At 62.4% G+C, this 20,249-nt stretch carries 14 protein-coding genes and 1 pseudogene; 4 read left to right on the top strand and 11 right to left on the bottom strand.

The window, feature by feature from the left end; genetic code table 11:
- Window positions 1–3: 3 nt before the first annotated feature.
- Window positions 4–168: a hypothetical protein gene (locus FHS96_RS19470; protein ID WP_429595491.1), complete on the bottom strand. Its 165-nt coding sequence runs from the start codon at window positions 166–168 to the stop codon at window positions 4–6.
- A 577-nt stretch (window positions 169–745) separates the two neighbouring features.
- Window positions 746–3,637, bottom strand: a complete 2,892-nt coding sequence (locus FHS96_RS19465; protein ID WP_429595488.1) for a TonB-dependent receptor — start codon at window positions 3,635–3,637, stop codon at window positions 746–748.
- Between the two features lie 172 nt (window positions 3,638–3,809).
- Here FHS96_RS19465 and FHS96_RS19460 point away from each other — a divergent pair, with 172 nt between their 5' ends.
- Complete coding sequence (locus tag FHS96_RS19460; protein ID WP_429595485.1) at window positions 3,810–4,823, top strand: LacI family DNA-binding transcriptional regulator; 1,014 nt, start codon at window positions 3,810–3,812, stop codon at window positions 4,821–4,823.
- Here FHS96_RS19460 and FHS96_RS19455 read toward each other — a convergent pair.
- From FHS96_RS19455 to FHS96_RS19415, 9 genes are all read right to left on the bottom strand, one after another.
- Window positions 4,805–7,057, bottom strand: coding sequence for a LamG-like jellyroll fold domain-containing protein (locus tag FHS96_RS19455; RefSeq protein WP_429595482.1), 2,253 nt, complete (start codon window positions 7,055–7,057; stop codon window positions 4,805–4,807). The genes FHS96_RS19460 and FHS96_RS19455 overlap by 19 nt on opposite strands.
- Before the next feature lie 167 nt (window positions 7,058–7,224).
- Window positions 7,225–9,048, bottom strand: coding sequence for a phosphogluconate dehydratase (edd, locus tag FHS96_RS19450; RefSeq protein ID WP_429595479.1), 1,824 nt, complete (start codon window positions 9,046–9,048; stop codon window positions 7,225–7,227).
- Window positions 9,049–9,119: 71 nt separating this feature from the next.
- Complete coding sequence (gene zwf, locus FHS96_RS19445) at window positions 9,120–10,577, bottom strand: glucose-6-phosphate dehydrogenase (RefSeq protein WP_429595476.1); 1,458 nt, start codon at window positions 10,575–10,577, stop codon at window positions 9,120–9,122.
- Window positions 10,577–12,046, bottom strand: coding sequence for a glycoside hydrolase family 32 protein (locus FHS96_RS19440; protein ID WP_429595473.1), 1,470 nt, complete (start codon window positions 12,044–12,046; stop codon window positions 10,577–10,579). The genes zwf and FHS96_RS19440 overlap by 1 nt, the downstream gene beginning before the upstream one ends.
- Before the next feature lie 38 nt (window positions 12,047–12,084).
- Window positions 12,085–13,176: an ABC transporter ATP-binding protein gene (locus FHS96_RS19435; protein WP_429595470.1), complete on the bottom strand. Its 1,092-nt coding sequence runs from the start codon at window positions 13,174–13,176 to the stop codon at window positions 12,085–12,087.
- Window positions 13,177–13,179: 3 nt separating this feature from the next.
- The gene (locus FHS96_RS19430; RefSeq protein ID WP_429595468.1) at window positions 13,180–13,962 is read right to left on the bottom strand and encodes a carbohydrate ABC transporter permease; all 783 of its coding nucleotides are present in this window, start codon (window positions 13,960–13,962) and stop codon (window positions 13,180–13,182) included.
- A 101-nt stretch (window positions 13,963–14,063) separates the two neighbouring features.
- Window positions 14,064–15,113, bottom strand: coding sequence for a carbohydrate ABC transporter permease (locus tag FHS96_RS19425; RefSeq protein ID WP_429595465.1), 1,050 nt, complete (start codon window positions 15,111–15,113; stop codon window positions 14,064–14,066).
- Window positions 15,110–16,390 carry an extracellular solute-binding protein gene (locus tag FHS96_RS19420; RefSeq protein ID WP_429595462.1) on the bottom strand — a complete coding sequence of 427 codons (1,281 nt, stop codon included), beginning with the start codon at window positions 16,388–16,390 and terminating at the stop codon, window positions 15,110–15,112. Before FHS96_RS19420 ends, FHS96_RS19425 begins: the two co-directional genes overlap by 4 nt.
- Window positions 16,390–17,301, bottom strand: a complete 912-nt coding sequence (locus tag FHS96_RS19415; RefSeq protein ID WP_429595459.1) for an ROK family protein — start codon at window positions 17,299–17,301, stop codon at window positions 16,390–16,392. The genes FHS96_RS19420 and FHS96_RS19415 overlap by 1 nt, the downstream gene beginning before the upstream one ends.
- Window positions 17,302–17,771: 470 nt before the next feature.
- On the opposite strand from FHS96_RS19415, the gene FHS96_RS19410 reads away from it, so the two are divergent.
- The 3 genes and pseudogenes from FHS96_RS19410 to FHS96_RS19400 all read left to right on the top strand — a co-directional run bounded on the left by FHS96_RS19410 (window position 17,772) and on the right by FHS96_RS19400 (window position 20,170).
- Window positions 17,772–18,593: a dienelactone hydrolase family protein gene (locus FHS96_RS19410; protein ID WP_429595456.1), complete on the top strand. Its 822-nt coding sequence runs from the start codon at window positions 17,772–17,774 to the stop codon at window positions 18,591–18,593.
- Between the two features lie 60 nt (window positions 18,594–18,653).
- Window positions 18,654–19,100: pseudogene (locus tag FHS96_RS19405) on the top strand (transposase); the annotation flags it as partial.
- Between the two features lie 536 nt (window positions 19,101–19,636).
- Entirely contained in the window at window positions 19,637–20,170 is a 534-nt protein-coding gene (locus FHS96_RS19400) for a MarR family winged helix-turn-helix transcriptional regulator (protein ID WP_429595453.1), read from the top strand.
- Window positions 20,171–20,249 lie beyond the last annotated feature (79 nt).

Genomic DNA, 20,249 nt, shown 5'->3' with positions numbered 1-20,249 from the left:
TGGCTAGGGAGCAGTGGCCGCCAGCGCTGCAAAAATCTGCATCCGCAAATCGGAGTCCATATCATGGATGACGTTAGCATCGCCGGCGGCGGATTCGCCGGTCTCGCCCCCGCGCCGTAGCTCGGCCGCGCCCGCCGCAAGGTCGCGGCTTTCGATACCGGCCTGCAACGCAACCGCTTCGCCGCCATTTGCATGGCGTGCTTGGCCGCGACCACAGGCCGCCTCAGGACGTTATGGCCGAAGCGCGCAATTGGCTCACGCGCTATCCCAAGATCAGGTTCGTCAATGCCCGGCGAGAGCCTCTCCGGCGCCGTCGACTCCTTTTCCGTCCTCACGGGCAACGCCGAAAGCTTTACGGCGCGCCGCGTGGTCCTCGGCTATGGCGTCGTTGACCAGATGCCGGAAGTTCCGGGCTTCGCAGAAGTCTGGGGCAGGCCCTCGCGCGCTAACCCGTCGCCAAACTGGCCATCTGCGCGCCAAAGCGGATCTACGTAGAGATGGACGTGCCCGACAAGCCGTCTTTTTCTCGAAGCGACAGAAGACTGAGGGGTTGTGAATGTCGGTTAAAATGAGTTCCGGTCGCAGCCCCTCCTAAGCATGCGCGTGTTCGAGGGCGCCAGCGCTCCAGTCGCCTGTCTCGAGAAAATGCTGGCCATTCTTGTCAAGGCCGCCAGTGCAGCCGCTTGCTGGGCCGCATCGGTGGTGATGATGCTCTTTTCAAATAGCACCATCTCCTCCCAGTGATCTAAAATCGATAATTTAGCATGAACCGGCCCGTGCGGCCGAACAGTGGGCGCGCGACACCACGATTGCCGTTGCCGTTCGGAGCTTTGAGATCGAAGAACAGCGGATCGCCTTCGGTAAAGGAAAGCTGATTTGTCAAATTAGCGATGTGGAACTGTATCGAGAGATGGTCCGTGAGATCGATCAGCGCCCCGACGTTGATGATGTAATACGAAGGATAGAGCGTGACATTCAGGTCCTGCGAGTTCGAATAGCGCGCGGACCGATACTCGTACTGGCCGTATAATTTGACCGGAAGCCCGCTCACAGGCTTAAGGTCCCACCGCGGCTGGATGTTCAGCGTAGTGGTCGCCTGACGCCCCTCCCGGCGCCCGTCCTGGCTGACCGTGCCAAATGCATAGCTGTTCCCGACCTGGTTGACGATAGTGTAGCTCGATCCATTCACCTTCGGATTCTGCAGCACAATATTGGCCTTGAGATCGAAGCCCGGCAAGAAGGGCGGCCGAACCACGAACTCCAGCTCAGCGCCGTAGTTCGTCGTGCCGAAGGAATAGGGTTCGAAGATGAGTGGGCAAGAGGTGATCGTCGCCGGCGTCGCCGTCGTTCCTCCAGCGGTGCAGACCGGCGCGTTGATGTCCTGGTACTGGTTGATCAGGGTCCGGGGCGTGAACTTGTTGTAGAAGCCAGTCGCAGACGCGTCAAAGACGCGTCCACGGAAGCGCACGCCGCCTTCATACTGGTCAATATGCTCAACTGGATCGCCAAGCGGTGCCGACTGTGCGAATGCCACGCCATCGTTGAAGCTCGGCAGCCTGAACGATTGTGACGCGAGCGCATAGACGGCCAGCGTGTCGGTGATCCCGTAGTTCGCGCCTACCGACCAGCCATGGCCATTGTAGCGCTCATTGAGAAACTGCGGCGCACCGAGAGTCTGGACTTGGGTGTAGGCGCGATTCCCGGTCTCGGCGTTGCCGGGCAGAAAGACGGTGCAGCAGGACCTGTTCTGGAAGCGTACGCTCAGCTTCTCCGTTTCCCAGCGGAAGCCCGCGTCGATACGCAGGCGGCCGTCCAGCGCCTCCCAATGGTCCTGGATAAAGAGCGCGAAATTCTCGGCATCCCCGCTCGCCGCGTTTCCGGCAAAGCCAGGCAAATAGCTCCCATTCAGCGATAGCGAGGGGCCCACCTTGTTGCCCTTGGCATCGATGATGAAAAGGTCGACAAGCTCACTCGGACTTGCCAGCGTCGTGATCGTGAGGCTTTGGCGGAAGTCATAGTTATCATCGTTGGTGCTGTGATAGGCGCCAAACGTAAGATTGTGCCGACCGAGGAGTTCGAACTCCTTTTGCACCTTCAGGTTCTGCGCCGCGCTCGACAGTTTGGACCGCACGATCCAGGGGATCTGGAAGCTGAGATTGCTCCCCGCCGGAATCGCCTCTCCGTTCCGCGTGTTAAAGGCGCCGATATAGCCGCCGGGGCCGCCGATCGTCTGGTTGGCGCCATATTGCGCCCGCAGCTGTTCGAAATTGCTGAAGCCGGATTCGAGCAGGGGGGTGCGATACATCTGGTCGAAGGCCGCCGGGCTTAGCGCGTTGAAGTAGGTGGCGAGGATGTTGCGGTTGTAGAACGGAGCGTTGTTCGGGGTGCCTTCCGCCGCCTGGAAATTCGCGTCGAATGCGGGCTGGAGAACGTCTCCGGCCCAGCGGTTGGCAAGAAAGGACGCGGCGGTCGCAGCATCATTGCCTGCAAACAGAGCATTGAACCCGGCGGTACCGGACGTGTAGTTCGCATCGAATTCGAAGCGCCAGCCGGAATCCAGCTCCTTCGCGAATTTGGCGGTGATCGTCGTAAACACGGGGTGGATGCCATCGGCGAGATCCGCCGTCCTGACCCGACCGGAATCATCGATCTGCGTCACATAGCGTGTCGACGGGGACAGCAGCGTCCCGTCCCCGAAGTCAATTCCAATCGGCCTGACCGTGCTGTTGTCAATCCTAATCGGATTTTCAGCCGTGCCCGGTGTCGTAAAGCCCGGCACCTCAATGGGCAGATTGTTGTAAACCGCGGTGCGGTCGTTGAGGTGCGACAGATACAGTCCGAAGTTCGTCGTGCCGTCGCTGCTGTTGTAGGTGAGGTTGCCGCGGATCTGGCCGCCCTTGTCGGCGGTATAGCCGGTGTCGCGCAAACCGCCCGACGTCCGATAGAAGCCACCGATTGCGAAATGCAGGTTTTCGGTGATCGGGCCGGCGAGGTAGAAATCATTGCGGATGAAGTCGTAGGTCGCGAGCTCCAGCTTGTATCCGCCTTCGAGGCGATCGCCACCGGTCTTTGTCACATAGTTGACGATCGCGCCGAGACCGTTCGAGTAGAGGATGCCACCCGGGCCGCCCTTCACCACCTCGACGCGATCGGTCATCAGGTCGTTGGAGAAAAAGACGTCGTTGTTGGCGAACGGAACGTCCGAATCCTGGTAGACGGGGAGACCGTCGATCAATTGCGGGGCGTAGCGATAGCCGCTGCTGGGCAGACCGCGAACGGTCACATTATTACTGCGCTCGCCGGCGGTGCTGCCTTCTGCGAAGAAGCCGGGGATATTGTTCAGAAGATCAGCGGTGCTGATTGGCGCCAGCCGCTTGATATCCTCCTCGTCGAGCGTGTCGATCGTAAAGGTGGTGTCGAGCTTGCGCGTCTTGCGAACGACGCCGGTGACGATGATATCCTGTTCAAGGTTCCTCTCGGCGGCCCCAGCCGCGGCAGCATCCTTCGCGGCGCCCCCCCTGCCGCCCGCAGGTTTTGATTGCGGGGTCTGACCGAGTGCCGGTGCCGCAGCCGCCAGCGCGACGATGGACGCGGTCGCGGCCAAAGCGAAGACAGTCCGTCGCTGATGCGGATTCATCATATTCCTCCCCCATTCCTGTGATGTGAGCGTCGATCTGAGTCGAGTGCGGGCCGATAGAGCATGCGATTGTCGACGTCGTCAATTCCAAAATGTCGACGTCGACAATATAATGCCCGTGTTGCGGATTATGCGCTACACTGTCGGGGAATAGGTCGAACGGAGTGGCAGTTTGCAGACGATCAAGGATGTTGCAGCACTTGCAGGCGTTTCGGACAGGACCGTATCACGCGTCGTTAACGGCGAGCCGAACATCAGCAGCAAGACGCGGGCGCGGGTGGAGGATGCCATCACCCGCCTCAACTACATCCCCAACCTGGCGGCGCGCATGGTTCGGACGAACCGGTCGGGCGTGATCGGGCTGATCACCGACGTCGTGTCGACCACGCCGAACTCAGTAGAGATCATCCGCGGCGTCCAGGACCGCGTATCCGAGGCGAACCAGAGCCTGCTGATCGCAAACACGTCGGGCGCGTCCTACGAGGAAGCGAAGGTATGGCGGACGTTTCAGGAACATCGCATCGACGGCGTGCTGTTCGCCACAATGTACCATCACGAGATCGACTTCGACCCAGCGGCGCACAACATCCCTGCGGTGCTGGTCAATTGCTTCGCGCCGGACGGTGGTGTCCCCGCCGTGGTCCCGGACGACGAGAACGGTGGGTATGCGGCGGCCCGGCACGCCATCGAAAAAGGGCATCGGCGGATCGCGTCCGTCACCCTCAACCCACTGATCCTTGCGGCAAGGCTTCGCCGCGCTGGCTTCACCCGGGCCATGTCCGAAGCGGGCTTGACGGAACGTGACGACTGGGTCCAGCCGGGCATCCGGGGCCCGATCGGCGCAGAAGTCATGTGTGCGTTCGACGCTGCACGGGAGATCCTGGCGGCGGACGAGCAAGAACGGCCGACGATCATCCTTGCGGGAAATGACGAGATCGCGATGCAATGCCTGTTCGCCGCCGGCAGCCTGGGCCTGCGCGTCCCGGCGGATCTTGCCGTAATCGGCTTCGACGATTTCCGGATGATCTCCGAGCAGGTGATCCCCCCGCTGACCACGGTCGCCCTGCCCTATTACGACATCGGGATCCGTGCAGCTGACCGCCTGTTCGCCGTCCTCGCCGGCGATGACGGAAAGCCGACCGTGGAGAGGATGCCCTGCCCGCTCATTCAGCGCGGTTCGGCCTGATCCAATGTAACAGGCGCGGGCTTCAACCGCCATGCCCGAACGCGCACGCTCGCCGGCCTATCCGATATGGCACCGAACAGCGTACTTTCCGCGAGTGTCGGATAGATCCGGAAGGAAAAGGCCGCCGCGTTGTTGACGAAGACCTCCACCACGGAGTGATCGACATAGACGCGAAAGTCGCTCGGCTTGCCGAAGGCCTTTTCGTCATAGGCACCGCGCAGGATCTGCGGCCCTTCCCCGTCACCGCTCAATGTGGAGCGGTGCGTGTCCAGGACAAACTGTCGATCCTCCGGATCATAGAATAATTGCGTTGTCTCCCGCCCATCGGGAGAGGTCGCGAGCGTGACACCGTAACGCCCGGACTCCGGTGGCGCGACGAACTCAGCCCTGATCTCGACCATCCGCCCGAGGTCGCCCGCCGGTCGGTCGCCGGCCCCGTCGATCTGCAAGTCGATGCCGCCCGCCTCGTCGCGCAGCGCCTCCAGCGCGGGCAATGGAGACTGGCCGAGCGTCTCACCATCCGGGAGGAGCCGCCAGACGCGCGGAAGACTGAAGCTGTGTGCCCAGCCCGCCTTTCGCTGCGCCTCCGGCGTCCGCCGCTCGTCGACGATGCCGATACCGATCAGTCGGTCCGCTGCATCGCGATCGACGGTTGGGCTGAGGTGCCCCGGCAGCACGTCGAGATTTTTCGGCGTCAGATTGTCGGGCGTGAACATGGCGCCGTCCCAGCGTCCGATCCAGTAAACGCCCCGTGTCGCGGGATCGCCATATTTTGTGATCTTGCCGCCTATCGGGTTGGCGACGAGGATATATTTCCCGTCGCCGATCTTCTCGAAGACCGGCATCTCCCAGATTTCCGATGCGACATCCATCTTGCGGAATGGCGCGATCGGCGCCTGTCGCTTCCAGCAGCTGCGGCTCGCGAGATTGTTGCAGCGATAATAGGTCAGCCCGCCGGCGCCACCAAGCGCCGCACCGACGATCATTCGGGCCTCGCCGCCTTCGAACCAGACATAGGGATCACGAAAATCCTGCACGCCGGCGGCGTCGACCAACGGACCCGCCTTCTTCCACTGCACCAGGTTAGGATCGTCGCTGATCGCCATCGAGACGCCGGGATTGAAGAAGCGGGGACTGTGATTGACGCTCGTGTAGAAAGCGAAGGCGTAGCCGCCGGGTCCCGTCACGACGTCTCCAGACCAGATGCCCTTCATGTCGAATCCGAAGTCCCGCGTCTGCAGTTCGGGGCGGAGGGCGATCGGAAGATCGGTCCAGTGCAGCAGATCGTTGCTCTTCATATGGCCCCAAGTCATCAGGGTCTTGTAGGGGCCATTGGGCGTGCGCTGATAGAACATGTGCCAGGTCGAGCCGCGCCGGATCAATCCGTGGGGCTCGTTGGTCCAGTTCGCCGGCGGCAAGGCGTGGTAGCGGGGTCGTTGCAGATCGGCGGCAAAGCGGGAGTCGGGCACGATCAACGAGCGCGAGGCTGGTGGAGCCAGGACGGCCGCCGCAGCCGCGATCATGCTGACCGGGAGAGGCATGTTCACGACGCGCACATCGTCGAACGCCCCATTCAGGCCGTTGATGTTGAAGACGCCGAGCGGCGCCGGCCGCCAAGCGCGCCCGATCTTGAACGCCGTGTCCGCTGGCTTGAACGGTGCCGCCTTGCCCTTCCTAGCGGAAACCAGGTTGCCGTTGAGGTAAAGACGCGCCTCCCCCGCCGCCGGATCGTAGACGGCGGCGACATGGACCCACCGATTGAGCGGAAACGGCTCCGGGGCCTCCGCCTTCAATGAGCCGGATTCGGTGGAGACGCGCAATCCCCATCGTCCGAAAGCATCGATGAAGAGGTCGAACCCCGCCTCGCGGGTCGCCTGCTGGAAAATGGATGCTGCGACCATCTCCGCGACGGGCTTCTCCTCGGCAGAGGGATAGCTTTCCAGCGCGACCCACGTCTGCGCCGTGAACCCGCCGGCCCCGTCCAGCGCAAGCGGTCCCGAAACCCAGCTTGAGAAGCCGTCGCTTCGCCACGCGCGACCGGTAACGCCCGGCACGAAATCCGGCTCGGGAAACTGGGTATGGATCTCGGGTTGCGCGCTTCCCGCTTCGAACTGCCAATCGAGCGCCGCACGTTGCGCGGCGTCATCCTGCGCTGGGGCCGGCGCGCTCAGGGTGAACATGGCGAGAAGGAGCGCCTTGGTCGTCAGGGTGGCGCGTCGTATGGACCGCGTCATCAAACTCTCCGAATGCTCAGGGCCATGAAAGCCCGTTCCTGTTGTTCAAACCTACGCCGTCGGACGCTTTTGTCGGGGTCGACATGGCAAGCGAAGCTGCGCTGTTCGCGCGGTTCGCAGGTGCATGGCGAATGCGGAGGGCGACCGTGTTGCGCCAGCGGCCGGATCTATAGCCCGGCGCCGGCCAAAATCGACGACGCCCCGCATTCAGCCGGACTTGCGCTCGACCGCATGATACCGAACAGTTCACGCCCGGTTCCGGGGCTCGGTTCTGGTTCGTCCACCGTTTCGCGCCGGCTCCATAGCTCCGGATCCACAAGCGCTTCCAGCAGGCCTTCGCGCGCGCAAAGGCGCACCATATCGCCATCGCGCAGCCTGGCCAGTGCGCCGCCGCCAAGCGCCTCCGGGCTGACATGGATCGCGGCCGGTATCTTGCCGCTTGCGCCAGACATGCGGCCATCCGTCACCAGCGCGACACGGTAGCCACGGTTCTGGAGCACGCCGAGCGGCGGCGTGAGCTTGTGCAACTCCGGCATGCCGTTCGCGCGCGGCCCCTGGAAGCGAACGACAACCACCACGTCTCGGTCGAGTTCGCCTGAAGCGAACGCATCCTGGACCTGTTGCTGGTTGCTGAAGACGCGGCAGGGCGCCTGGATCGTCCAGCGGTCGGGTTCGACCGCCGAGACCTTGATGCAGGCACGGCCGAGATTGCCGGTCAGGATGCGAAAGCCGCCCTCCAAGGAGAAGGGCCTCTCGAGCGTCGCGAGAATTCCCTGGTCGCGGGACGTGGTCGCGTGGCTTCGCCAGACGAGACGTCCCTCCTCCAGTTCCGGCTGGTTTGCATAATCGTTCATGCGCGGTCCGCCCGCGGTGAGGGTGTCCGGGTGCAGCAAGCCGCCACGAAGCAATTCCCGCATCACGAATGTAGGACCTCCAGCCTCCTCGAAGCCGTTCACATCGGCGGAACCGTTGGGGTAGATACGGGCAAGCAGGGGCACGACGCGCGATAGCCTGTCGAAATCGTCCCAGTCGATGAGGATGCCCGCGGCCCTTGCAATCGCCGGGAGGTGGATGAGATGGTTCGTCGACCCGCCGGTGGCGAGCAAGGCCACCGCTGCGTTGACGATTGCCCTTTCGTCGACGACCCGCCCGATCGGCCGATAATCGCTGCCTTTCCAGCCGATCTCGGCGATGCGGTGCACCGCGGCACGGGTCAGTTCCTGCCTCAACCGGGTGTTGGCGAGCGCGAAGGATGCCCCGGGAACATGAAGCCCCATTGCCTCCATCATCATCTGGTTCGAGTTTGCCGTGCCGTAGAAAGTGCAGGTCCCCTGCGAATGATAGGCCGAAATCTCGGAGTCGAGCAGTGCCTCTCGTGAGGCTTTGCCCTCGGCATACAGTTCGCGGACGCGGGCCTTTTCCCTGTTGGCGATCCCGGATCGCATCGGCCCGCCAGGAATGAACAGCATGGGCAGATGCCCGAAGCGCAATGCGCCGATCAGTAGCCCCGGCACGATCTTGTCACAGATACCCAGCAGGGCCACGCCCTCGAAGGTGCGATGGCTGAGTGCGACCGCGGTTGACAGGGCAATGGTGTCGCGGCTGAACAGCGACAACTCCATGCCCTCATACCCTTGGGTGATGCCGTCGCACATCGCTGGCACGCCGCCGGCCACCTGAGCGGTGGCGCCCGCTTCGCGCGCCCACACCTTCATCTGCTCGGGATAGCGGTAATAGGTCGCATGCGCCGACAGCATGTCGTTGAAGGCGGTGACGATGCCGATGTTCATCGACCGGCCGCTCCGCAATTGGTCGCGCTGCTCCGCCGTTCCCGCATAGGCGTGCGCCAGATTGGCGCATCCCAGGTCCCGGCGATCCTTGCCTGATGATCGTTCGGCACCGATCAGCGCCAGATAGGCCTGCCGCCGATCCTTGGAGCTCGCGATGATGCGATCGGTAACGCTTGCGATCTCGCGATGTACTGACGACATCTACGGTCTCCTTTCGAAATTTCGATGCGCGCGGGACGCCGTGCCAATCTCTAGCCGGCCACGGGATCAGTTCATTCGTGCCACGCGTGTTCGTCACGCGCGGTGAGGGCGACTGCCGAGGAAGGGCCCCAGGCTCCCGCGGGATAGAGCCGTGGGCGAAGGTCATGAAGCACCCAGCCCGCGCGGATCGCGTCGATCCACTCCCATTGAGATTCAACCTCGTCGCGGCGCACGAACAAAGTCGGGTCGCCGTCGACGAGATCGAGCAGCAGCCGTTCATAGGCGATGCGGCGCCGGCTCCGGACAAACGCGCTGTCGAGGCTTAGGTTAAGCGGGACCTCCCGGAGCCGCACCCCCTGCCGGTCGAGGCCCGGCTCCTTGGTCATGACGAGCAGCTGGACATATTCATCGGGCTGGAGACGAATCACCAGCGTGTTTGGGTGAAGGAAACCACCGCGTTCGGCGAAGATCGAATGTGCCACCGGCCTGAACCGAATGACGATCTCCGATCGACGCTCGGGAAGCCGTTTGCCGGTCCGCAGATAGAAGGGCACATTCTTCCAGCGCCAATTGTCGATATGCGCCTTGATCGCGACGAAGGTCTCCGTCGCCGAACCTCGTGCAAGCTCGTCCGCATAGCCCGGCACGAACGTCCCGCCTATCGCGCCATTGCCATATTGACCGGTGACTGTCAGGCCGCGCACATCGGATGGTGCGATCCGCCGCAATGATCGCAGAACCTTGACCTTCTCGTCGCGGATGGCCGCCGCGTCGAAGCTTGCCGGAGATTCCATCGCGACCAGGCTCAGCAGTTGGAGGATATGGTTCTGCACCATATCTCTCAGCGCTCCGACAGCGTCATAGTAGCCGGCACGCCCCTCCAAGCCGACCGTTTCCGCGACGGTTATCTGGACATGTTCGATGCCGCGCGCATTCCAGATTGGTTCGAACAGCGCATTGCCGAAGCGCAGCGCGAGAATGTTCTGGACGGTTTCCTTGCCAAGATAATGGTCGACGCGAAAGATGCGCTCCTCTGGAAACACATCGCCGACCAAGTCATTGATCTCGCGACTGGTCGACAGATCGCTGCCGAGCGGCTTCTCGAGCCCGATCCGGCTCTGCATCCCGGCGAGCCCGGCAGCATTTAGCCCCGCAATCGTCGGTTTGAACAGCCAAGGCGCGGTCGAGAGAAAAATAGCGAGGTCGCCGGACAGGTCACCGATGGTCTCGGCGAGTTTGGCGAAGCCGGCCGTATCGTTCGCATCGAGCGCGCAATAGCTGAGCCGGTCGGCGAAGGCTGCGACCGCGCTGCGATCACGCTGCTCAGCAGGTAGCGCCGCGGTTATCGCCTCGGCCGCAAGTGCCCGGTACTGGGTGTCGTCCATCTCCACCTGCGAGGTCGCCGTGATGACCATGTCATCACGGAGGAGGCCCTCTGCGTGCAGGGAAAAGAGCGACGGGATCAGCATGCGCTGGGCAAGGTCGCCGGTGGCTCCGAACAGAAGCAGCTTGCTGGCAGCCTGCACCATTATCGGATCACGGGCGCGTGAAGCTTCGTCGCGTACGCTGGGACATTGTGGCTGCCCAAGATGAACCTTGCACCCGGCTCGGCAACAATCTGTGTCCGCGACTGGCCGACGGCGAAATAGCAGGCGGTCAGGACCTGCCGACCATCGCCGATGAAGACTTCGACCGAGGAGCGATCGTTGACGATCCGGATAGAGAGCGGTTCGTCACCCGGCAGCACATTGCTCGACTTCGCCGCGAACGCTTCCGGCTCCATATCGGGATGCGATCCCCGGCGCAGGTGGATTTCGCGCGCATCGAGGTCGAACGCGATCCGGATGCCACTGCCGGACTCGGCATCGACCGCGAACAACAAAGTGCCATGCGATCCGGCTTGCACCGTGAGAACCGCCTGTCCCAGAAAGGGCTCTGCGAGGTCGCCCAGCATAAGGCTCTCGCCGCCCGCAAGAACGCCCTCGACCTCGATGGCCGGCACGGCCGCCTGGAACAGCGACGCCGGCTCCTGCGCCAGCACAAGCCCCTCTTCAGCCGTCTTGAACCGAAGCTGCCGCGGCGCCGTCATCGCACCCCGCCATGGGTGGGTCGGATAAGCCTTGCCTGTGAGATGATTGCTCATCCATCCGATCCAGAGCGGCCCCCCGGCAGCTTCGGGAAGATCCGACCAGCTCTGCGCCGCATAGAAATCGGGGCCGACGTCGACGATCTGATGTCCATGTTCCCGGTCCGGCGTGAAGACGAAGCCGTCGAAGGTACCGACAAATAGCTGTGCGCCGGATCCGCCGCAGACGAAATCCCTGTCGACATCGACCTTGAGCGCCCAGGCTGTCCCGGCCCCACCGTCTATCGGCACCTCGATCAGGTCCGGGCACTCCCATTGCCCACTCGTCGAGCCCGCCGGCCCGAATGCCGAAACCAAATCCCATGATGTGAGGTCCGCCGAACGGTAGATCTCGATCTTGTGCTCGCGCGCCAGCGCGACGACCATCACCCAGGCGTTGCTAGCAGCATGCCAGAAAACCTTGGGATCCCTGAAATGCTCGAGATCGAGATCGATGACCGGATTGCCCGGATAATCGGTCCAGGTCCGGCCGCGATCATGGCTGTAGGCGAGGTGCTGCGCCTGGCGCTCGTGCCCAGGATGATAGGCGGTGTAGAGCGCGACCAGCGGGGGCGAAACGCCGTCACCGAGGCGGCTCGTATTACTCCAGTCAACAACGACCGACCCTGAGAAGATCATGAATTCCCGTTCGGGCATGGCGATCGGAAGCTCGTCCCAATGAACGAGGTCCGTGCTGACCGCGTGGCCCCAGCTCATATGCCCCCAATCCTTGCCATGCGGGTTGTACTGGAAAAACAGATGATATTCGCCATCGAAGAAAACGAGTCCGTTGGGATCGTTCATCCAGTTCTTGCGCGGCGTAAAGTGATACTCTGGTCGATATTCCGTGGAGCCTTGATCGATTAACTTCATGCGAGGTTCCTGGATATTGAGTTTACTGACGCCGGCAATCAGGCGCGCGTCACGGGAATTGCGACGTCATGTTCATCGAACAGGTGGCAGCGGGCGGGATCGAAGGTGACGCCGACCTGCCCGGTGCTTGGCAGGGCGCGGCCCGGATCAATACGCACCGCGACCGGCTCTTCGGCCCTGCCCTCAACGAACGCGAATGTGTCACTCCCAAGCCGTTCCACCTGGAGAACCTCCCCCGCGAAATGACCCTGGTCGGGCGCGCACAGTGTGCAGTCTTCCGGCCGTATGCCGATGGTAGCCGGCCCAGGCTCAGCGTCGCGCGCCGGGAGGATGAGGATGGCGCCAGCGTCGGTGGTGCGCACCGCAAGCCCACCGTCTCTGCCCCCCAGGATCTCGCACGCGAGAAACCCCATGCGCGGGGTGCCAAGGAAGCCGGCGACGAACTTGTTCGCAGGCCGCTCGTACAACTCCAGCGGCGGGCCGACCTGCTGCACCTGTCCCGCCTCCATCACCACGATGCGGTCGGCAAGCGTCATTGCCTCGACCTGGTCATGCGTGACATAGACGACCGTGTTCTGCAGCCGATGATGCAGCCGGCTTATCTCCAGCCGCATCTGGACCCGAAGCGACGTGTCGAGGTTGGAAAGCGGCTCATCGAACAGGAAGACGGCTGGCTTGCGGACGATCGACCGGCCGATGGCAACGCGTTGGCGCTGGCCGCCGGACAACTCGCTCGGGCGCGACTTGCGTAAAGCGGACAGTTGCAGGACCTCAAGGACCTCATCCACCCGACGCTGCCGCTCCGCCGCGTCGACGCGCGCGAGTTTGAGCGCGAACCCGACATTCTCCTCGACGGTCATGTGCGGATAAAGAGCGTAGGACTGGAACACCATGCCCACGTTGCGCGCAGCGGGGGCCAATGTGTTGACGCTGGCGCCATCGAAAAGGATCTCACCGGTATCGACAGTTTCGAGCCCAGCGATCATCCGCAGCAGGGTCGATTTGCCGCACCCCGACGGGCCGACAAGCACAAGGAACTCGCTCGGCGCGATGGTGAGACTGACCCCCTTGATAATCTGTCGTTCGCCGAAACCCTTCCTAACGGCACGGAGCTCAACCTGAGACGGCATCGATCATCCTTTTACTCCGCTTCCCATGACGCTCTGGACGAACCAGCGTTGGAAGAAGACGAATGCGGTGAAGACGGGAAGTGTCGCGAGCGTCGCATAGGCCATCACCTGGCCCCACTCCGTCTGGAATCGAAAGAATTGCTGCAGCCCGACCATCAACGGCCGGGCCTCTTCGCTGGGCACGACGATCACCGGCCAGAGATACTGGTTCCAGGCGGCGAGGCCCTGGATGATGGCAACCGTCGCGAAGGTGGTTCCCGAGAGGGGAACGATGACGTGGCGATACACCTGGTAGGGCGTTGCGCCATCCACATACGCTGCCTCGTCGAAGTCGCGAGGGATGTCGCTGAAAGCTTGATAGAAGAAGAAAATCGAGAAGGCATTGGCCACGAACGGCACGATCTGAACGAGCCTGGTATCGAGCCACGACCATTGGATGGAAATGCCGCCATCGAAGCCGATCGTCGGCAGATAGGCGACCATCAGCATCATCGGGACGGCAATCGCCTCGAGCGGAACGATCAGGAGGATGACGATGAGACCGAGAATGATCCCCTTGCCGCGCCATTCAAGCCGCGCCAGCGAGAAGGCGGCAAGACTGTTGACCACGAGCCCCGCGCATACCGTGACGATCGTGACGAACGCGGAATTGAGCGCATAGGCACCGACGCCGGACGACGCGATCACATCCCGATAGTTCTGCAGTGACACCGAACCCACCGGCAGGAAGGCCCGTACCGAGGTCAGATCCGCGAAGATTTGCTCGTTGGGCTTGAGCGATGCCATGACCATGAAGAGGAATGGTGCCAGGAAGATGGTCGCGAACAGTAGCGTGACCGCGTAGAGCGCAAAACGCGCGGCGCGGGAGGTGGCGTCGGGAGCATGTGTCATCGTTTGTCCGCCCGGCGTGCGAAGAAGCGCTGCTGAAGGAGGGCGAGCGACGCGATCAGTACGAAGTAAACCACGGTGATCGTCGAGCCATAGGCGATGTCCTGGCCCCTCACCCCGCGTTCGATCGCGTAGAACATCACGGTGCCGGTCGCATTGGCGGGTCCGCCCTGCGTCATCACATCCACCTGGGTAAACAGACCGAAGGCTGCAATCGTCGTGATGATGACGACGAAGGCGATGGTGCGAGACAGCCCGGGTAGCGTCACATTGACAAACCGTTGCCAAGCCGTGGCGCCATCGATCCGCGCGGCGTCGTAGAGCTCTTTCGGGATCGCCTGGAGTCCCGCGAGAAAGATCAGCATCTGCAGTCCCGCTCCCTGCCACGCGGACATGAGGACGATCGCCGGCATTGCCGTGGCGGAAGTGCCGAGCCAGTCGACAGGATCGATGTGTCCGAACGAGGCCCAGTGCAGGAACTGGTTGAGGAGCCCGATGTCGCGATTGAACAGGAACGCCCAGATCACTGCCACCACGACCATCGACATCACGACTGGCGAGAAATAGATTGTTCGGAACACACGTTGGCCCGACAGGCCGGCGTTGACCAGCAAAGCCATTGCCAGCGCCAGGCCGCCCTGCACCGGAACCACCATCAACGCGAACAGCGCCGTGTTCAGTACCGACCGAATGAAGATGGGGTCGCGCGCGAGAAGGACATAGCGCGAAGATCCTGCAGTGGCCTGAGCGAGCGGCTTATAGCCTTCGAAGCGGACGGAGTGGCGAGTAACGTCGCGGATACGGGGGAAAGCGGTGGCGCCGCCAGGATCGGACATTCCCGCCTGGCGCATCACGGCAAGGCCAAGAAGACGCTCATAGTTCGTCAGGCCGACAACATGCGTGGCTTGTGGCGACAGCAGCTTCTGATCGGTGAGGGTCAGCGCGAAGGCCATCAGGAACGGGATGATCAGGAAGACGATCAGGCCGAGCATCGCCGGCGTTCCGAACAGGAAGGCGAGCACACCTCGCCGCATCCAGGCCGGCCTCATCGCGGCGCTCGCTGGGCAACGGCAAACCCGCCATTGTCCGCGATCGCCTGATCGATCTCGTCGACGGCGTCGTCAAGCGCATCCTGCGGGTCGGCGCCGTCCATGATGTCCCGTGCCGTGCGGTACCAGGTGGTCGACAGGGTCGCGAATGCGGGGGTAGCGGGCCGCGATCGTGCATAGGCGCGCGACAGGTCGAGGAAGGTCCGCCAGTCACCGCCGCGGCGAAAGCGGGTCGTGCGCTCTGCCGCCGCTTCGGTCGACGGGATCATGCCGGCGGCCGAAGCCATTGCCGCGATTTCGCTGGTGCTGACAAGGTGTTTAATGAAGGCCGCCGCTTCCCTGGGATGCCCGCAGCTCGTGCTGACCGCCCATTGCCAGCTGCCGCCCCCAATAACCGGCCCCCGGCCGAAGTCGGGCGGGGGTAGAACCAGAAGGTCGTTGCCGAACGCTTCTTCGAGTTCCGGCGTACGCCAGTTGCCGGTATAGGCGATCGCCGCCCTTCCGCGGAGCAGGCTCTGATCGTCCGGCTCCTGCCGGCGCGCCAGATCCTCGCGAAACAACATGCGAAACCAGTTCGCCCATCGACGGGCCGCCGGGCCGTTCAACGTCCCTTCCGCACTCCGCATATTCTGCCGATCGATCAGGTCCCCACCGAAACTCTGAAGCATCGGGCTATACGCGTACGTCCACCAATTCGGATTGGGTTCCCGTGTCCCGAGATCGAGCGGAACCTGCCAACGGCCACTTGCCTTGATCTTCCGAAGAACAGCATTAAACTCTTCACCCGACCATGGTTCCTGGACAGTGGGTATGCGCGCGCCGATCAATTCGAGCGTGGAGCGGCGGGTAAACAGGGCAAGCGCTGCGTCGAATTGGCCGACGGCATAGATATGCCCGTTATACCGGCCGAGCGCTGCTGGCGCGATCTCGGCAAAGGTGGTTGCCGGCACAAGCTCTTCCAGCGGGCGAATGTGCCCCGCCCAAACGAATGACGGCACCATCGGACTGTCGACCGTCAGCACGCACGGCAAGCGGTCAGCCATCGCGGCGGCAAGAATGGACTGGGGGTATGAGCCCTGCGGTATGGTCTGGTCGACGACATCGATACCCGGAAATTTAGTATCGAAACGGGCCAACAGCTGGCGGTTCGCGGCCGTCTCTTCAAGGCCTGTTTGATGCTGCCACACCTTGAGCACAGTGCGGTTATTGGAAGGTCTGTCGCCGCACGCCGTCGCGGCAAGCGCTGCGATCATCGTCGCAAGCGTGGTGGGACGCATTAGTGGAAAGCCTTCGCGGCTGCGATACGCGCCATTTCGATCGCGCCGACGAGGCCCGGAGAGGGGTCGACCAAGACCGGAGCGACCAAGAAGGTTTCCGGGTCTGCCGCATGCCTCCCAATCGCGTATCCGCCCATCAGCCGCATGAAGTCTTCTCGGATGCGCGCCAGGAGCGACGGGGCGGACATGACCCCGCCGCCCAGAACGATGCGCTCGAGCCGCAAGGCGTACGTCAGGTTCACGCACAGCGACGCGATGTAGTGGCTGGTATATGCCCAGCCCGGGTGATCCGTTTCGAGTGTCTCCGCGCCCTGCTTCCATCGGAGATGCATCGACGGCCCCGAGGCAAGGCCTTCGAGGCAATCGCCATGAAACGGACACGCACCGACAAACAGGTCTCCTGGCGCCCGCGGGACCCGGATATGGCCTATCTCGGTGTGAGGAAAAGGCGATCGAACCTGCCCGTTGAGCATGATACCAACGCCGATCCCCGTTCCGACCGTGACATAGGCGAAATTGCGAACATCCCGGGCGGCACCCTGCAGGTTTTCGCCCAACGCGGCAGCATTCACGTCGGTGTCAATCGCCACCGGCGCGCGCGTCGCAGCCGCCAGCGCACCCCGGATGTCCGCTCCGTCCCAGCCTGCTTTCGGCGTTTTCAAGATGCGTCCGAATGACGACGCCGATGGATCGAGCTCGATGGGACCGAACGAAGCCAGCCCCGCCGCCGCCGGTCGGCCATGCCGGAGGGCGGCCGCCTCGAAGAAGCTCGCCACTGCGGCGAACGTCTCGCCGGGGGTTAAGGTCGGCAGGGTTATTTGTTCGAGCACGTGCCCCTGCCGCCCTACGAAGGCGCAGATAAACTTGGTGCCTCCGGCTTCAACTGCCGCAAAAAGGTCGTCATTCGACATGATACAGTGCACTCAACCTCTGATTGTCCGACATTTTTAGATATCTCGTCAATATGACCAACGATATCTTCGCAAATATCTCAGCCATATCAGCGGTGAATCAGGGATTTAAAATAAAGACACGTCTCTGCGATCGGCCCAGTGAGCTAGCCGCTCCCGCACATCTGCGGAAAATCTTCTCGGATATCATCATCTGATATTGGCCTCTCCTGCCGCGGTCGCCATTTTCGGACGACATCTTGCTCGGCGCCCTGCCGTCCCCTCGCTGTCCACCGGGTGGCCCGCCATCTTATGCGTCCTTCTAGTGGGGGGCTCACGACACCGTCAACGTAAAAATGTCGACGTCGACAATCTTTCCAAATATGAGCACTCGGCGGTATATTTGAAAGGATTTAAGAAATGGCGGAGACACGCGGCGTTGGCTGGAGATGCATTGAATTGCAGGCCTTTACCCCCCCATTCGTCGAGCGGTGCCCGGCTACCAGATCGGCGTCTCGGCGCGCGCTGGGCAATCCGACGGCGGCGCCCCGGTGATCCTCGCTGCCGCCGAAACCGTGGATATCGCGGTCGCCCCAGCCGGCGCGATGCGGATGCATGTCTTCCGTCCGGCAGCGGACGTTCGCTTCCCTGCGATTCTGCTCTTCTCCGAGATCTACCAGGTGACACAGCCGATACGGCGCCTTTCCGCAATCCTCGCGGGCCACGGATATATCGTCGGCGTGCCCGAGGTTTACCATGAGTATGAGCCGGCCGGCACAGTGCTCGGCTACGATGCCGCGGGTACAGCCCGCGGCAACGAGCTCAAATATAGAAAGACGCTGTCCGCCTACGAAGCCGATGCGGCAGCAGCAATATCCGCGCTGGCCCGGCATCCCGTTTGCAGCGGGCGCATCGCAACATTCGGCATTTGTCTTGGCGGCCATCTAGCCTATCGCGCGGCGCTTGATCCGCGCGTAACTGCCGCCGCGTGCTTCTATCCAACGGACATCCATTCCGGATCACTCGGACTTGGACAGTCGGACGACAGCCTTTCCCGCATGGCGGACCTGAAGGCGCAGATCATGTTCGTCTGGGGACGGCACGACCCCCATATTCCGGCAAGTGGACGGGCGATCATCCGTGATCGCCTTGAAAGCGTAAACGCGAATTTTGAGTGGCATGAAGTCAACGCACAGCACGCCTTTCTTCGCGATGAGGGACCGCGTTTCGATCCGGATCTGTATCTCCGATGCATCATCAGCACACTAGCTTTTCTTGAAAATGCTTTTCGCTGCGAGACCAGATCAGCCTAGGGTTAGGACCCATTGATGTGAGAGGCGAGATCTGCTTCCGGCTCCGTAGAGAGACCGAATGTGAGCGACCTGTGCTGGCTGACAGACGAGCAGATGGCGCGGCCCGAGCCGTGTTTTCCGAGGAGCCACGGGAGGCCCCGGGTGGATGATCGGCGGTGTTGAACGGGATCTCCTCGTCAACCTCAACAGGCTACGCTGGCGGGATGCTCCGGAGGACTGCGGGCCCCACAAGACGCTGTAGAAGCGGTGGGGCACTGCGGGCGTGTTCGCCCGGATAATGGAGGGGCTGGCTGCTGCCGGCGCCGAGCGCAAGACGGTGATGATCGATGCAACCTACCTGAAGGCACACCGCACCGAAGGCGGAATGAACACCAGACTCCATGCCGCCGCCGATGCCAATGCACCTTGAGCTTCTTCATGACCGCCGGTCAGATCAAGTACTGGGTCGGCGCGGCGGCCCTGCACGACGAATTGTCGAAAGCGCGGTGGCTGCTGGCCGACCGGGGCTGCCGCGTCGCCTACACTCCCAAGAGATAGATCAGGATCTGAGCGACGAGGTAGATGGCCACGATCGCAAGCGCGATTGAACATGTATTGTTTGCGAGACCGTCCAGCTTACTGATCATGGTCCAATCCTCTCACATCGACGGTGCTGCCGTTTGCCGGCTTTGTTACCGCATGACCCATCCGTCCGATGACACTAAAATCACCTATCAGGTGTGTCCAGCACGCGGGTCAATTCTTCCTCGCTGCAACAATCACAAGATGCGTACCACCTCGACCAGCCTTATTCGCAAACGACCACCACCACCGCTTTGCGTTGCGAAAAGCTCGGACCGGACGCGTCGCGCACCTGCTCGATCGAACCGGATGCATCATGCATGCATCAGCTATGTGATAAGTAGCGGGCCGTCCCCGAGCCCGGTCTTGACGGATCGAGTGGAACACGGGCTGCTGAGGGGACAGACTGACTGCGGTTCCCCCGACGCCTCGCAAGGTTTCGATCGAGAACGAATCACGGTCTCCAGTCGAAGGCGCAAATGATGAAGAACTCGCCGCTCGAAGCCGTCGAAACAGGCATGATCTTCTATGGGCAAATAATGCCACAGGTCGATGTCAGAAAGCTCGCGCCGATGTGGCACGTCTTCACCTTGGGTCACATCGTCTCTACCGATTTGGATCGGATATCACGGCGCTTCGGTCTCAGCATCGCTGACGTTCATCTCCTGGGAACGGTGAGGATTGAGCGACCGCAGCCCATCCGCGCTGTCGATCTCGCAGCAACGCTCAACGTCTCCCAGGCGGCGCTGTCGACGCGGATCGATCGGCTCGTGCAGGCCGGCTTGCTGCACAAGCAACGCCAAGACGGTGACAGGCGCGCGTTCGCGCTGATGCTGACAGACGAAGGCAGGCGCATCGCCGACGCGTCGGTCGAGGCGTTCGTCAAGGACGCTCATATGGTGCGTGCCCTCGACCAACTTTCGCAGGATGATCGTGCTGCGCTGACCCGTATCGTCGGGAGCCTGCACAGGGAGCTGGACCGCGCGATCGCGGCGGGCATCCCGGGAGATGCTTAAGGCCTTTATCTAAATCCTGTTCCGCAGGCGTGCTGGCGGAGACATAGGATCGCCTCCGCGCAGCGGCGATCGGCGCTGA

Source organism: Sphingomonas zeicaulis, from assembly GCF_050433225.1.
Lineage (GTDB): Bacteria > Pseudomonadota > Alphaproteobacteria > Sphingomonadales > Sphingomonadaceae > Sphingomonas_D > Sphingomonas_D zeicaulis.
This window is presented reverse-complemented; position numbering and strand designations above follow the sequence as displayed.

Coding starts and splice junctions, on each gene's coding strand:
- edd (WP_429595479.1), bottom strand. CDS start 9,048: ATGTCGTCAGTACATCGCGAGATCGCAAGCGTTACCGATCGCATCATC.
- FHS96_RS19430 (WP_429595468.1), bottom strand. CDS start 13,962: ATGGCATCGCTCAAGCCCAACGAGCAAATCTTCGCGGATCTGACCTCG.
- FHS96_RS19455 (WP_429595482.1), bottom strand. CDS start 7,057: ATGACGCGGTCCATACGACGCGCCACCCTGACGACCAAGGCGCTCCTT.
- FHS96_RS19415 (WP_429595459.1), bottom strand. CDS start 17,301: ATGTCGAATGACGACCTTTTTGCGGCAGTTGAAGCCGGAGGCACCAAG.
- FHS96_RS19465 (WP_429595488.1), bottom strand. CDS start 3,637: ATGAATCCGCATCAGCGACGGACTGTCTTCGCTTTGGCCGCGACCGCG.
- FHS96_RS19425 (WP_429595465.1), bottom strand. CDS start 15,113: ATGAGGCCGGCCTGGATGCGGCGAGGTGTGCTCGCCTTCCTGTTCGGA.
- FHS96_RS19435 (WP_429595470.1), bottom strand. CDS start 13,176: ATGCCGTCTCAGGTTGAGCTCCGTGCCGTTAGGAAGGGTTTCGGCGAA.
- FHS96_RS19440 (WP_429595473.1), bottom strand. CDS start 12,046: ATGAAGTTAATCGATCAAGGCTCCACGGAATATCGACCAGAGTATCAC.
- FHS96_RS19400 (WP_429595453.1), top strand. CDS start 19,637: ATGAAGAACTCGCCGCTCGAAGCCGTCGAAACAGGCATGATCTTCTAT.
- FHS96_RS19420 (WP_429595462.1), bottom strand. CDS start 16,390: ATGCGTCCCACCACGCTTGCGACGATGATCGCAGCGCTTGCCGCGACG.
- zwf (WP_429595476.1), bottom strand. CDS start 10,577: ATGGTGCAGGCTGCCAGCAAGCTGCTTCTGTTCGGAGCCACCGGCGAC.